The sequence below is a fragment of the Pallidibacillus thermolactis genome, from assembly GCF_025660415.1.
Taxonomy (GTDB): Bacteria; Bacillota; Bacilli; order Bacillales; family Caldibacillaceae; genus Pallidibacillus; species Pallidibacillus thermolactis.
On sequence record NZ_JAOUSE010000025.1, the window covers coordinates 1 to 13,781 of the forward strand.

General features: G+C 33.9%; 20 protein-coding genes and 1 tRNA gene. 14 read left to right on the top strand and 7 right to left on the bottom strand.

Going from position 1 to position 13,781, the window contains the following annotated elements; all coding sequences use genetic code 11:
• The first annotated feature begins 440 nt into the window (after positions 1-440).
• A tRNA-Ala gene (locus OEV82_RS08985) sits at positions 441-513 on the top strand.
• Positions 514-670: 157 nt separating this feature from the next.
• Here OEV82_RS08985 and OEV82_RS08990 read toward each other — a convergent pair.
• The 7 genes from OEV82_RS08990 to OEV82_RS09020 all read right to left on the bottom strand — a co-directional run bounded on the left by OEV82_RS08990 (position 671) and on the right by OEV82_RS09020 (position 6,028).
• Entirely contained in the window at positions 671-1,921 is a 1,251-nt protein-coding gene (locus OEV82_RS08990; RefSeq protein WP_263061659.1) for a tyrosine-type recombinase/integrase, read from the bottom strand.
• An 83-nt stretch (positions 1,922-2,004) separates the two neighbouring features.
• On the bottom strand, positions 2,005-2,517 hold the full coding sequence (locus OEV82_RS08995) for a hypothetical protein (protein WP_263061660.1): 513 nt from the start codon (positions 2,515-2,517) through the stop codon (positions 2,005-2,007).
• Entirely contained in the window at positions 2,510-3,019 is a 510-nt protein-coding gene (locus OEV82_RS09000; protein ID WP_263061661.1) for a hypothetical protein, read from the bottom strand. Before OEV82_RS09000 ends, OEV82_RS08995 begins: the two co-directional genes overlap by 8 nt.
• A gap of 118 nt (positions 3,020-3,137) precedes the next feature.
• Positions 3,138-4,214, bottom strand: coding sequence for a type I restriction endonuclease (locus tag OEV82_RS09005; RefSeq protein WP_263061662.1), 1,077 nt, complete (start codon positions 4,212-4,214; stop codon positions 3,138-3,140).
• A 292-nt stretch (positions 4,215-4,506) separates the two neighbouring features.
• A complete protein-coding gene (locus OEV82_RS09010; protein ID WP_263061663.1) occupies positions 4,507-5,112 on the bottom strand; it encodes a hypothetical protein in 606 nt (201 codons plus the stop codon).
• A 64-nt stretch (positions 5,113-5,176) separates the two neighbouring features.
• Positions 5,177-5,593 (bottom strand): ImmA/IrrE family metallo-endopeptidase, encoded by a 417-nt coding sequence (locus OEV82_RS09015; RefSeq protein ID WP_263061664.1) that lies wholly within the window; start codon positions 5,591-5,593, stop codon positions 5,177-5,179.
• Between the two features lie 18 nt (positions 5,594-5,611).
• Complete coding sequence (locus OEV82_RS09020) at positions 5,612-6,028, bottom strand: helix-turn-helix domain-containing protein (protein WP_263061665.1); 417 nt, start codon at positions 6,026-6,028, stop codon at positions 5,612-5,614.
• Between the two features lie 170 nt (positions 6,029-6,198).
• Here OEV82_RS09020 and OEV82_RS09025 point away from each other — a divergent pair, with 170 nt between their 5' ends.
• The 13 genes from OEV82_RS09025 to dnaB all read left to right on the top strand — a co-directional run bounded on the left by OEV82_RS09025 (position 6,199) and on the right by dnaB (position 13,768).
• Positions 6,199-6,414 carry a helix-turn-helix transcriptional regulator gene (locus OEV82_RS09025; RefSeq protein WP_407672758.1) on the top strand — a complete coding sequence of 72 codons (216 nt, stop codon included), beginning with the start codon at positions 6,199-6,201 and terminating at the stop codon, positions 6,412-6,414.
• Positions 6,415-6,573 (top strand): hypothetical protein, encoded by a 159-nt coding sequence (locus OEV82_RS09030; RefSeq protein ID WP_263061667.1) that lies wholly within the window; start codon positions 6,415-6,417, stop codon positions 6,571-6,573. It abuts the gene before it with no gap.
• Positions 6,574-6,578: 5 nt separating this feature from the next.
• Complete coding sequence (locus OEV82_RS09035) at positions 6,579-7,343, top strand: phage antirepressor (protein WP_263061668.1); 765 nt, start codon at positions 6,579-6,581, stop codon at positions 7,341-7,343.
• Positions 7,344-7,586 carry a helix-turn-helix domain-containing protein gene (locus OEV82_RS09040; protein WP_263061669.1) on the top strand — a complete coding sequence of 81 codons (243 nt, stop codon included), beginning with the start codon at positions 7,344-7,346 and terminating at the stop codon, positions 7,584-7,586.
• A 96-nt stretch (positions 7,587-7,682) separates the two neighbouring features.
• A complete protein-coding gene (locus OEV82_RS09045; protein WP_263061670.1) occupies positions 7,683-7,979 on the top strand; it encodes a helix-turn-helix domain-containing protein in 297 nt (98 codons plus the stop codon).
• Positions 7,980-8,863: 884 nt separating this feature from the next.
• Positions 8,864-9,043 carry a hypothetical protein gene (locus OEV82_RS09050; RefSeq protein WP_263061671.1) on the top strand — a complete coding sequence of 60 codons (180 nt, stop codon included), beginning with the start codon at positions 8,864-8,866 and terminating at the stop codon, positions 9,041-9,043.
• Positions 9,043-9,183 (top strand): hypothetical protein, encoded by a 141-nt coding sequence (locus tag OEV82_RS09055; RefSeq protein WP_263061672.1) that lies wholly within the window; start codon positions 9,043-9,045, stop codon positions 9,181-9,183. The genes OEV82_RS09050 and OEV82_RS09055 overlap by 1 nt, the downstream gene beginning before the upstream one ends.
• Complete coding sequence (locus tag OEV82_RS09060; protein ID WP_263061673.1) at positions 9,184-9,405, top strand: hypothetical protein; 222 nt, start codon at positions 9,184-9,186, stop codon at positions 9,403-9,405. It begins immediately after the preceding gene.
• A 105-nt stretch (positions 9,406-9,510) separates the two neighbouring features.
• The gene (locus OEV82_RS09065) at positions 9,511-10,434 is read left to right on the top strand and encodes a hypothetical protein (protein ID WP_263061674.1); all 924 of its coding nucleotides are present in this window, start codon (positions 9,511-9,513) and stop codon (positions 10,432-10,434) included.
• On the top strand, positions 10,385-11,194 hold the full coding sequence (locus OEV82_RS09070; RefSeq protein WP_263061675.1) for a PD-(D/E)XK nuclease-like domain-containing protein: 810 nt from the start codon (positions 10,385-10,387) through the stop codon (positions 11,192-11,194). Before OEV82_RS09065 ends, OEV82_RS09070 begins: the two co-directional genes overlap by 50 nt.
• 189 nt (positions 11,195-11,383) lie before the next feature.
• Positions 11,384-12,190, top strand: a complete 807-nt coding sequence (locus tag OEV82_RS09075; protein ID WP_263061676.1) for a replication protein — start codon at positions 11,384-11,386, stop codon at positions 12,188-12,190.
• Positions 12,190-12,480, top strand: a complete 291-nt coding sequence (locus tag OEV82_RS09080; protein ID WP_263061677.1) for a replicative helicase loader/inhibitor — start codon at positions 12,190-12,192, stop codon at positions 12,478-12,480. The genes OEV82_RS09075 and OEV82_RS09080 overlap by 1 nt, the downstream gene beginning before the upstream one ends.
• Complete coding sequence (dnaB, locus tag OEV82_RS09085; RefSeq protein ID WP_263061678.1) at positions 12,473-13,768, top strand: replicative DNA helicase; 1,296 nt, start codon at positions 12,473-12,475, stop codon at positions 13,766-13,768. Before OEV82_RS09080 ends, dnaB begins: the two co-directional genes overlap by 8 nt.
• Positions 13,769-13,781: the final 13 nt, after the last annotated feature.

Consider the following 13,781-nt stretch of genomic DNA (forward strand, 5'->3'; position numbering starts at 1 on the left):
TTTGAATAGCTTTAAGAATATCAGTTGCTCTCACCGTCATCACCAACTTTTATAATGATAAGCCCATTATAGAACATAAGTTCCCGTTTATCAAATTATCAACAACTAACTTTAACAAAGCCTAATAATAAAGAACTATTCACTAATTTAAAGGGATGATTTTATACTAATTTTTAGATTGTCACTCCTTTGGAAAATCGCCTGAAATAGATGAGATTTATATATAGGGCGATCTTTTTATTTTTAGTCGTAAAATGTGGCAGTACATAGATGTTACATATACTAACTATAGGCAGCAAATTATTTTATCTGGTTTATCTGGAAGGACAATAGATTTTTAAAAAAAGCTTAATTGCAGTAATTGCTTTTTTACTATTGCAAATTTTCTGCTGTCCCTATATAATAAAGAGTGTTATAATATAAATAATAAATTTCAATGTGGGGCATTAGCACAGTTGGGAGTGCGCTTCGCTGGCAGCGAAGAGGTCACCGGTTCGAGCCCGGTATGCTCCATACTAATTCAAGTATTGATATAGAGCGGTTCTTGGTACGTCCGAGATCGCTCTATTATTTTTCACAAAGTCTTTTTTGCCGACATTTTGCCGACCAAACTACAAAATTAAGTGTTTTTTGATACTTCTTAATGACTCATAATGGATTTAACAAAAAATTAATTACCATGATCTGTTTTATCTAAAGATAATGCAGCGTCTAATTTTGCAGTTGCAATTTCATCAGCTTGTCTTAGGGCATGACCATATATATTCATTGTTGTTTTTATATTTGAATGTCCTAAACGTTCAGAAATAATTTTTGCATGTACACCTTCATTGATAAGTAAAGTGGCAGAGGTATGTCTTAAAGCGTGTAAATTAATATATTTAAGATTATGCCGTTTGATAAATCTTTGCCACCAATTTTTTATAGCACTCGGATGATAAGGCTTTCCCGTTTCGTCACATAACAAAAAGTTGTATTTCCCTTTTTCCCATTTATCTTTATCTTGGATAGCTATTCTTTCTTTTTTACGTTGTAATTCTAGTTTTTTTATTTCGGGAATGAGCGACTCTGATATAACAATGTCACGTTTGTTCGCTTCTCCATTCCCTTTTTTTATTTCATGAACCTGATAACCTTCATCCTTTGTATACGTAACGGCTTGTTCGACATGCATTATTTTATTTTCATAATTGAAATGCTTAAATTCTAGGCCAAGTAGTTCTGATCTACGCAAGCCAGCGGTAATTGCCAATTTAATGATAATCCTCCAATGTAACGGTTCACTTTCTAGACATTTTATCAATTTACTAGCTTCTTCTAGTGTATACACTTCGATTTTTTTATTTTTAAATTTAGGTTTTTCTATATCATCCATTGGATTTTCTTTTAACACTTTTAGCTTTATTGCAAACTTGAAGATACTTTTTAAAATCCGATGATGGTACTCAATAGTCGCTCCTGATAACTTCCCTTGTTTAGTAACTAGTTTCCCGTCTTTATCTCGTAGCTTATCTAACCTCATTCCTTCTTCAGAAAGGTTATCCAAAAAGTCCATAATGTGCTTAGGCTTGACTTGATCCATTCGCAAATATTTAAAAGCAGGAAGGATTCGAGCATCTAAATAACGCCTGTAAGTATCAAGTGTAGTATGAGCAAGGTTTTTCTTAGCCCATTTAGGCCAATATTCTTTTTCAACAAAATCAACAAACCACATTTTTTCTGGTTCAAAGTAACCTTCACCAGTCACTTCGTATACAAAACGAATTAATTTCTTATCGGCTTCCGTTTTGTTCTTTGCAGTAACCGTTTTATACTTTTTGTGTCGTTTCCTCTTCCCAGTTTTTGGATCGATGTAACTTCCTAAATCCACTTCCAGTTGCCATTTGTTATTCCCTCTTTTCCTTACATAACCTTTTGCCATATTGAAACCTCCTTCAATTTTTTAAGGGAATATTTGTTCGGTTATTTGGTCAAAAAAGTGTACATTTCGTACACTTAAATTCATTAATTAACAAATAATGCGATTATTACTGTAATACTAATTGTTGCAATACCGATAATAGTAGCAATATTCGCCCACTTATTGGTGGTCGCTAATGATTGATTATGTTTAGTTAAGTTGGAAATTTCTTGTTTGGTAATATGAATTTCATTCTTTAATTCGTTTTTAAACTCTTTATTATCATTTTGTATTTCTTTAATTAATTGGTAAATTCTCTCTTCACGTTCTTTATTTTCCTGCTGATAAGCTTTTAATGTTTCTTCAAAACGCTTTTCACGTTGGAGGATTTCTTCGTGTATTCTTGCCTCGCGTTCCCTCATATCCTTCTTCAATTCATCAAATAGTATTCCTAATGTATCATCCTTCATATTATCACCTCTGTTTCCTAAATCAGAAGCAGCTGTTTCCATAAAACCTGAAAAGACTTTTTCTTTTATTATATCATCCTCACGTTGATATGAGCCACGAACACCTTTGAATTTATTAAAAGATTTGATTGAAACCACTTTAGTCATTTGAATCACCTTCGACATATTCATCTATAAAGGTAAGGTTAATTTTTGAACTAAATAATTTATTAGAATGATTGTTTATCATCAAATTAATATCAGAGCCATCTTGGGCTTCAAATTCGGAATAAACTATATCAAAAGTAAAATAGTTATTTAGAAAATCAACATCTTTAAATCCACTTATTGGTGGGATTTCTAATGTTGCGTTAAACTTTACATTGTCATATGCTAAGATTTTCTCATTACAGTAAATATCGGAGTTTGATAATATTTCAAAATCTTTACCACCATTATTAAAAACTAGGAAAAGATAAATATAAAATGGTCTTCTTTCTTGCGTTATATGATCTCTTAAACTATTTAATCCTGTTAAAAAGAAGGTTACATTAATTTTTGTATTCTTATGTTTATTAATTTTGATTATTGGATTTTTATCTTTTTCTTGTCCTTGATTCCATATGGAAACGTGATGTACACCTGGCATCAAATTAATTGAAGTCAACATTTAACACCTCCATTTATTGAATTATCGTAAACGTTTACCTTTCAAATGGAATTTATATTTGATATATGTATTCTGTTATTGGTTATAAAAGAGGGTGTACAGGTGTACACCATACTAATTATATAAATCTTTTGGTAACTTCAATTATCTTATCTTTATATTTTACAATATCGGAAACATTTTCAATCTTAAAAGTAGTACGATCATCATCATTAAATTTTATATATTTGTTAGAAGTGTTAAAACCTAACCTACAAATCCATTTTCGGATACTATCATCCAATAAAATATTGAAATAGCTTTTGTTATCACGATAAAAAACGCGTTCCTGATCGACAGTGTCTTTAAGAAGTAGTTTGATTGTTACATACCCTTCAAGTTCTTCTTCAGTTGTGACAATTTCGGGTTCTTGGTTCACTTCCATTTGTTCTTCGATAGTTGCAGCAACTTCTTCTTGAGATGATCTATCTTCTTCAATATTTGTGTTTTTAAGAGCAGCATTCAATTTATTGTTTACAAGTTCGTTTATAAATTGCTTAAACGCTTTCTTAATTATTGGCTCAAATTCCTCAATTTTGTTTTTGGTTTTTATGCCATCATATACTTGCGAAACTAGAAAACGTACATATTCCTCTGAAGGGTTATCCCATTGTTCGTTTAAGAAGTTTTTCAATTTGTTAAGATATTTTAATTCTGAAGCTGTAGTGAAAATATTTTCTAAGTCAAAACTATTTTTTCGGAATTTAGCCAATTCGGTTAATGAGCTTTCTTTTATATCAAGTAAGTCAAACTCAAAGAAAGGAGAAGAATCCATTTTGTTTTTTTCTTCAAGATCAGTATAAAAACGATATTTTATTCCATTTGTTAAAATTGCGAATTTCGCTTTAGTTGTTCCAAAGTATCTAAATAGTTGTGAGTCATATTTTTGTAAATTTTCATTTAATGATTTTGCCTCGATTAATATTACTGGTTCATTTTCATTCATTATAGCGAAATCAACCTTCTCGCCTTTTTTTATACCCACATCAGCTGTGAATTCGGGTATAAATTCTTCAGGGTTAAAAATATCATAGCCAAGAGTTTGAAAAAATGGTAAAATTATAGCTGTTTTTGTTGCTTCCTCTGTTGTAATGGTATCCTTAATCTTCTCGATTCTTGATGACAATGTTTTAACTTGTTCGATGAATTTTTCCATTTCTTAATCCCTCGCTTTATAAATTATTTGTCACTTTTAATCTGAGTGCGTAAATTAGGGTACAAATTTGCACACTTTATTAAAATATAAAGTTTCATCATAATGACATAGTGTTTTTACCTTATAAAACTTTGAAATAGTATTAACTCATCGGGTAATAATACCTATAAACTTCCTAAGAATATTTTTCATTCCAACGTTCCTTTTTTTCAATTAAACAATCAAACTTTGTTTCGTAATCTAATAGATTAAGTTATAAAAGAGGGTGTACAAATGTACACCTAATTTATGATTACTCAGTTATATCTATCGTTACTGTTTCGGTTCCTTCTGTTTCTGTCGTTGGTGTGAATATCAAGTCAATCGGTGTCTCTGAGTTTTTTAATTCATACGTTAATTTAATTCCAGTTGTTCCTCCTGCGGCATTTGGGAAGAATACGTCGCTACGATTTTTATTTTCCACATCCCAAGCATTGTTTATTTCCTCTAAATCTACATTATTTTGTTTTACATCAAACAAGGTAGATACAAAAAACGTTTTTGTGTCGCCATATTGATAATCTCTGTTTGTGTACTTCATTTTTATATCGGCAAGAATTTTATTGCCTTTTTCATACACTTTAACCTTTTCAACTACGACATCAAAGAGTTTAAAGTTTAATTCTTCATTTATATCAATCGTAAAGTTTTTCTTTTTCGGTTTAGGATCCTTTTCGCCTTCCTCTTTATTATCGTTATTTTCCGTTTGTACGGTGTTTTCTACCTTTTTTGACGTATTCCCCTCAACTTTTTCTTCTTCACCACCAGCGCCAATTATTCCACTGATTACAATGATTGCAATTAACCAAAACCACCATTTCTTAAAAAAAGGCTTTTTTGCTTTTTCTTTCTTACTCACTTTTTTATCCCCCTTGTAAATTAATATGCAATTAGTCATATGTACAAATAAATATAATAAAAAATTATAAAAACCTTTCCATCTCTAATGGAATCCCATTTTCTCTTAAACATTCAAACTTTGTTTCATAATCTTCCAAATTTTTATCATAGAGTAGTAGATTGACGGCAAACTCATTTGCCTCACGTTCAATTTTATCAATGGAGTAAAACGTATTTGCTTGTAAAAAAGGCGTGTTTACCTTGGTGTGCAATAGGGCATGCCCTAATTCATGTGCACAGACATAGCGCTGCCGATGGTATTCGAGATTATCATTGATAAATATAAAGCGGTTTCGTCTTTCATATTTATAAAAGCCCCAGATTTCGCTATGCAAATCCCAATATACTACATGTATATTTTTTGATTCAGACACTTCGAAGGGGCAATTTGTTTTGTGTTTTTTTACAATATTGTTTACTTGTTTTTTGATCCAGTTCAATTACAACGCCTCACATTCCTAGTTGTCTCCCTCTTCCCTGTATTTTTTAGGAATGTACTTCTTATTTATTCTTTGAGCTGTTCTTACTGCGTATTCCATGGCTTCAAGCAAAGATTCTTTCGCTTCTTCACTTAATGGCTCTCCATAGAAACTTAAACCTCCATCAGCAGCAAGATCTTGTTTAATTTTTTCCATACGTTTTGCAACATCTCGCTCATCTTTTTCAGTTAGTTTTGTATTAATTCCAGTTAAAATGTAATCAGTTGAAACGTCATAAAAATCAGCCAACCTTTGTAATGTTTCGTAATCAGGTTGAGTTTGATTCAATTCATATCTTGCATAAGTAGAACGATTAATATTTAATTTTTCTGCTAATTGCTGTTGTGATAGTTTTTTACTCTCTCTCAGTTTTTTTAACCTATCCCCATATCTCATCTTCAATTTCCCCTAGTAAATAATTTTACGTATATTATAAGTGAAAAAAATGCACATTAAAATATTTGTGTAAAAAATGAACAAAAGGTATTGACAGTGAAAAAAATGCACATTATAATAAGTGTAGAAATTGCACATCGGAGGTGAATCGGTTGAAAAATGAAGTTTTAATACAACGTAGAAGACTTCTTGGATATTCACAACAAGATATTGCTGAAAAAGTTGGTATTGACCGTTCTTATTATACAAAAATCGAAAATGGTTTAACCCCAAGTGTTAAGGTAGCAAAATCACTTGGTTATCACCTAGGATTTGATTGGACAATTTTTTTTGATGATATTTGTGCAAAAAATACACAAACAAATGCTGCAAAGGAGGCGATCTAAATGGATTTAGAAACAGTCGCACTCCTAGCAGAACTAAGATTCAAAGTCCTAGAAGCTACGGTCATGTTGAAAAATGATTTTACAAAAGAAGAAGTAATCAATTATCTAGTCGAAACTGCTGAATCTATTAATCAAACCTATCAAATAAATAAGGAGTGATTTTAATGAATCAGTTAGAAAAAATATTCAATTATCAAGGAACGCAATTAAGAACAGTTGTTTTAAATAACGAACCTTGGTTTGTTGCAAAAGATGTATGTAATATTTTGAAACACTCAAACTCACGTGTTGCTATTTCTAGACTTGATGATGATGAAAAGGGGGTAAGTAAAGTTTACACCCCTGGAGGCTACCAAAATATGAGTGTTGTTAATGAATATGGATTGTACAACTTAGTATTAACAAGCAACTTACCAGAAGCCAAACAATTCAAACGTTGGATCACTCATGAAGTTATTCCATCAATTAGAAAACATGGTGCATATATGACACCAGAAAAAATCGAAGAAGTTCTTCTTAATCCAGATACGCTAATTAAGCTAGCCACCAACTTAAAAGAAGAACAACAAAAACGAATAGCAGCAGAAAAACAAATTGAACAACAAAAACCGTTAGTGAATTTTGCTGAAACCTGTATGGCATCAGATAAGAGTTTACTAGTCCGTGAGGTTGCCAAAATGATCTCTAAGCAAGGAATTTTAATGGGTGAACGTAGATTATTCCAAAAACTTAGAGATTGGAAGTTAATCTTTCCTAATAAAAACGAACCGTATCAAGAATACATTGACCGTGGTTACTTTGAAATCTCACAAGGTGTAAAAGAAACGAGTAAAGGTTCATTCACTTGGTTAACTATGCGAGTAACACCTAAAGGTCAAATGTACATTATAAACCGTTTAAAAAAAGAACAACAAAAGGAGGCAATATAAATGGAAACTATGACAACTAAAGAAGCAGCCGAATATGTCGGTGTATCTGTTAATACCCTTAGAAAATACGTACATGAAGAAGGATTACCGGTTTTAAGATTCCCTGGGCGAAGGAAATGGATTTTCAGAAAAGATTTAATCGACCAGTGGATTTTAGAAAGGTCACAACCGGTAATCATGAATGAACCACGAGAACAATACGAGAAAAGAGAATACGGTAAGTTGCGTGTACTACAACCTTAACTTCATTTTAGCAAATGTTTTGAATGTTGTGTGGTAAGAGTTGGTTACTATTGGTCTAGTTCAGACCATTCCCTTCTAGGAAAGGGGGTGAAAGCCATGGAATTCGGGGAGATTTTACGGAAAGCAAGACTAGCTAAAGGGTACACACAAGAGGAAATGGCAGAAAAAATGAACATGAGTAGAGAAGCAATTTCTAAATTAGAAAGAAATCGCGTGGCTTTAAAAGCAGCAGATTTTATTCGATGGTTCCAGGTAACGGATATGCCACAAATCGCAGCTGCAATGGTTTGTGGCGCAGATATAACATCTTTAACTCACTTATTAAATAATTTACCGACTTTATTACAGGCTATTGGCGCAGCATTTGCATTACCAATTCTATCAATCTTTTAGGAGGGTGAGAAATGTTAGTTTGGCTGTACATAGGGGTTCTTGCAGGAATTGCTTTCACATTAACTTTTCAAGACATGAAAAAAGAGCAAAAAGAAAAGCGATAGTCCTTGGAAACTACCGCATCGAATGTCACAATACTCCATTACAAATTACCCTGATAACTAAATTATACCAAATGTTCGTTCGAGAAACAAGCGTTTTCGACGGGATTTAAGCCCGTCAACATGCCCAAGGGGTAACCAAGTTCACCCCCATCAACCCCATTTGTTGCCTCTTGGGTGTGTTGATTGGCTTAAATGTCAATCAACATGACGATTCTAGCTGTTCTATTAATTTGTTCCAAAGGTCATCATGACCCCAATTAAAACACCATACTAACCGAGCGGGAATGTGCCACGATCCGATGGGCTTATCGGGGAGCCGTACCAAAATACATGCGGATGGATTGGAAACCCATCCAGGTCACTGCCATAACGTTAGTTCCGGGTAGGTTAGCGTATAAGGGTGCAATTCCCTTACTACCCTTTATCAAATAGGAAAGGGGTGAAAACGTGAAAAGAAAAATAGCTTCACGAAAGTTAAAAAGACGCTGTTTATATTGCGACAAGTCATTTATCAAAGGTGAAGTGTATTACCTAAGAAGAATTGTCATTGCGGAGTTTGGTGAGGTATTTGCAGATGAATACCTTGTATGCCCTCGATGTAAATACTACAACGAACGCAAGGGTGAACGATACAAGCGATTCGTTGAATCAGGTAAATGCCATCACCCTATCACAGATTTAATTTGGACAACGATTCCTGGCGAGTATGTAAAAGAGCCATCGCACACCGAATGTCTTGTTTGTGGAAATCATGTTCGATGATCAAAAGGAGGTGAAAACATGCCTAACATTGACGTATTTCAATTAAAAGAAGGTACAGAGGTTCATCTTACAAACGGTGAAGTATTCATCTTAGATAACTCGATGTCTATGCAGAAAAGCTGTACTTACCAAGATATTTACAACTATATCGAGGATGGGATTCTTTTATCAATCAAAGAACAGAAGGAAGTGAGCTAATGATACTTGATGTTTACGTATGCGCTGATTTTGAACATGAATTTGCGGTCCCTGATGGAGAAGAACCTAGCATTTGTCCAATGTGCAAGGCAGATGAAATCGAATTTAGTCATGAAGTTGACTTATTGGAGGTGGAATAATTGGCAGTTGATATTCAAGATCCACGCATTACAAGAACAACGCGGACAGGTTACCCAGAGCCAATAAAAACGAAACCCGGCAAAGACGCTTTTGATAACAATGTTTATCCAGGGGATGAAATTTTAGAAATTGACGATGTGATTTTCTTAAAAGAGGAATTACTTCAAGAAACCATTGACGCTTTAAAAATGGTGGGAGCAGAGGAAAGAATTGCAGAATAAAACTCCTGCTCACACAAAGCAGGAGTAAAGAGCCACTAATTAAGTTTTCTTACGTTGATTATAGCATATTTGACAATTAAAACAATCGAATTAGGAGGAATTGGAATGAATCAATTAGCAAATCAATTTAACGATGTACAAGCTGGTAACGTATATCAACCACAATCACAAGGGAACGTTTTAGCACAAGCACAAAGCAGTCGTGAAATGGAAGAAGTGAAAGCGCAAATCTTTATGGCACGTCAGTTCCCTAGAAACATCTTTCAAGCTGAACAACGAATTTTAGATGCTTGTAAAAGAAAATCGTTAGCAGAAACAGCCATTTATAGCTATCCAAGAGGCGGTCAAAGGGTAGAAGGTCCATCAATCCGTTTGGCAGAAGTAATCGCTCAAAATTGGGGAAATATCGCTTTTGGTATCAAGGAATTAGAACAACGTGAAGGCGAATCGGTTGCAATGGCTTACGCTTGGGATTTAGAAACCAACGTTCGGCAAGAAAAAGTTTTCACAGTAAAACATATACGAAAAGCTAAAGGTCAACTAAAAAAACTTGATGACCCAAGAGATATTTATGAATTGGTTGCCAACAACGGTTCAAGACGTTTAAGAGCATGTATCTTAGGTGTTATCCCTGGTGACATTATCGAAGCTGCCGTTCAAGAATGCAATAGAACATTAGCGAATCAAAGCAAAGGTCCATTAAAAGACAGAATTGCAAATGCGTTAAAAGCATTTAAAGAACAATTCAGAGTTACACAAGAAATGATTGAAGCAAGATTTGGCTACAACGCAGAAGCTTTCACTGAATATGACTTAGTAGAGCTAATTAAAATCTTCAATTCACTAAAAGACGGCATGAGCAAGGTAGATGATTGGTTTGATAAAGATGTTCCACAACAACAAAAAAGTGACTTAGCTAAAACGTTTGAAGAAACAAAAACGAATGAAGTAAAGGATGAAAAAGAAGAGGTGAAACCGGATGACAGTCAAGAAATTGAGTTTGACCAGGGAGAATTATCATTCGAATGAAGCTAATCAACAATTTATGTCCGTTTCACAGTTTAAAGACTTTCGTAAATGTGAAGCAAAAGCTTTAGCAACTTTAAAAGGTGAATATAAGGAGCCACACACCAACGCTTTGTTGGTTGGCTCTTATGTTCACTCAGCGTTTGAAAGTGATGAAGCGTTCCAACAATTTATTGATGAAAATAATGGAGCGATTTTTAAGACAAGAGGAAATGGAAAATATGCAGACTTTGAAGATGCGGATCGAATGATTGAAGCATTAAAAAGTGACAAGTTCGCAATGTTTGCCCTAAGTGGAGAAAAAGAGTTAATTTTCACAGCTCACTTATGGGGAACAGATTGGAAAATCAAAGTCGATAATATCAATCATCAACATAGATTCTTTAGCGACATCAAAACAACACAAGACCTTCATAAGCGATATTGGAGTGAAAAATATGATGGTTGGGTTTCTTTCATAGAAGCTTGGGACTATGTGCTGCAAATGGCGGTTTACAGACGGGTTTTACAAGAAAATTTAGGACAATCCTATACACCTTACATTGTAGCCGTAACAAAAGAAAATCCGCCAAATAAAGCCGTTTTGCACTTCGATGAGAGCAGATTTGATTTTGAATATGAATACATTGAAACGTATCTTCCTAGAATCCTAGAAGTTAAAGCTGGTAAAGAAAAACCAAATAGGTGTGAAAAGTGCGATTACTGTCGTTCTACAAAACTTTTAAATAACACGATGGAAATTGGTGAGTTGATCTATGTTTAATCATGTTCCTCACAAAGTCCTTCTCCCATCTTGGATATGGGAGAAGGCACAGAATAAAGATCATTTAAAACAGCTTGTACTAAATTATATGTCCAGGTATCCAGATTATTCCATAAAAAAAGTCAAAAAACCTTTTGCTATTTGTGTACGGAAATAGATTAATTAATTCGCTGAAGGAGGCGAGGTGATATGTCAAACGTACAACTTGAAAATGGGTTTACCAGGATTGCTAATGAACTATTAGAAGTTATCCAACAATATAAATTCTCACTAAATGAGTTGAAAATTATTTTATGTGTATTCCGATTCACTTACGGTTTTAACAGAAAAGAACATGAAATGTCATTAACGTTTTTTATGAATCATACAGGGCTGAATAGATCCAGAGTGAACAGTTCGTTAAAAAGCTTAATTGAAAACAATGTTTTGATTGTGACAAAAAAGGGGAACGCAAAAACTTCAAATACTTACATGTTCAATAAAAACTATAACACTTGGAAAATAGAAAAATATTCATCATTCACCAGTGGCAAAACTGACACTAGTGTACAAATTGATACTAGTATCAAAACTGACACCAGTACTAGTGTACAAAACGATACTAGACCTAGTGTACAAATTGATACCCAAGAAAGAAATATTAAAGAAATATTAAAGAAAGAAGATGAAGAAGAGATGGCAAAAGATCCGGTTCATTATTATCAACAAATTTTCGTACACATAAATCCATTCCAAATAGAAAGTTTGGTGCAATGGGTTAATGATTTTAAAGGAAATAAAGATGTTGTCAATTTGGCCATTGAAGAAACTGCTAAATCTAACCCAAGACAGCCGTTTAGATTTTTGGAAAGCATATTGAGAGATTGGCATTCAAGACAACTTTTTACAGTTGAAGATGTGTTGGAAGATAAAAAGAAAGCTGAATCAAAGAAGGTTGCTAATTTTAATGAATACCGGAACAAAAAAGCTAGTGAGATAGATTGGGAGGCATTGTAATGACTAGAGAGCAAGTGAAAGAGCTTTTTAAGTTCCTAAAATACATCTACCCAAATTTTGAAGTCAGTTCAGAAAAAATTGATATTTGGACCGAGCTATTATCAGACCAAGATTATTCTAAAGTGATGGAAAAAGCGAAAAAACACTCGTTAGAGCAAAAATTTCCTCCGTCTGTAGCTGAATTAAGGGTGAATGAGCCACCGGAAAATGAGTTCCTTAAAAAATACCAGCAATGGCAAAAAGAAGGGGCTGAACGCATTGCTAAACAACGGAATACCAACCATGGATAACTTGGTTGAAAATCATTCCATTTTAGAAGCTGAAAACATGATTTTGGGAGCCATTTTCCTAGAACCGGAAATAATTCATGAAATCACTTTGGAACCAGAGCATTTTTCAGTCGCTAAAAACCGAATCATATTTAAAGCGTTGCGAGAATTAGCTGCTGAAAACGTTGGGATTGATGTGGTGACGGTTGTTAGCAAACTAGAAGATCAAATTGATAATATTGGCGGAATTAGTTATCTATCGGATTTAGCCACATACTGTCCAACGACTGAAAATATTCAAGCGTATGAACGGATTGTGTTTGAACAGTATAAAAAGCGCAAACTCGTTTCGGCTGCATCTAAATATTTGAATGATCCTACAGATGAAACGGCAGAAAATTTATACAAAACATATATCGATATACAAGAAGTCGGTTTGAAAAAGGAAAGCACAAAACTAGATATCCTTATGGAAATCCATGAGGAAATGTCCCAAGACAAAGGTGAGTTAACCGGAGTAGATACAGGATTTATGGATCTAAATAACATGACAGGCGGTTTGCATGGCGGTGATTTAATCATTGTTGCCGGTCGTCCAAGTATGGGTAAAACCGCATTCGCCATAAATATTGGCGCAAATAATTGTAAAAACGGTGGGGTTACCGACATCTTTTCACTCGAAATGCCAGAAAAACAATTAGTCAAAAGGATGCTTAGTTCTATCGGGAATATTGAGGGTTCGAAGTGGCAAAATCCTTACCGTTTGTTTAACGAGCAAGACCATCAAAAAGCAGCAGATGCTATTAGGGTTTACGAAGAATGGGATATTTACATACATGACGAACCAAGGCAAACCCTAGCTGATATTCGAGCCACTATAAGAAAAACGCAAAAAAAGCATCCTAATCAAAAACATTTAGTTGTAATTGATTACTTGCAGCTGATTACCATAATTGGGAAATATGAACGACATGATTTGGCAATCGGAAGTATTACGAAGGAACTTAAACAAATTGCACGTCAATTTGATGTACCTATTATTTTGTTATCTCAATTATCAAGGGGAGTCGAACAAAGACAGGACAAACGTCCAATGCAGTCAGATTTACGAGATTCGGGAAGTATTGAACAAGATGCAGATGTGATTATGTTCTTATATCGTGATGATTACTACGATAAGGAATCACAAAACAAAAACATCGTTGAAGTGATACTTGCTAAACAAAGAAACGGTCCGGTGGGAACAATTCAATTAGCATTTGCTAAAGAATACAGTAAATTTTTAAATCTCGATTATCGAAGGGACTAGTTTCCTAAATAAG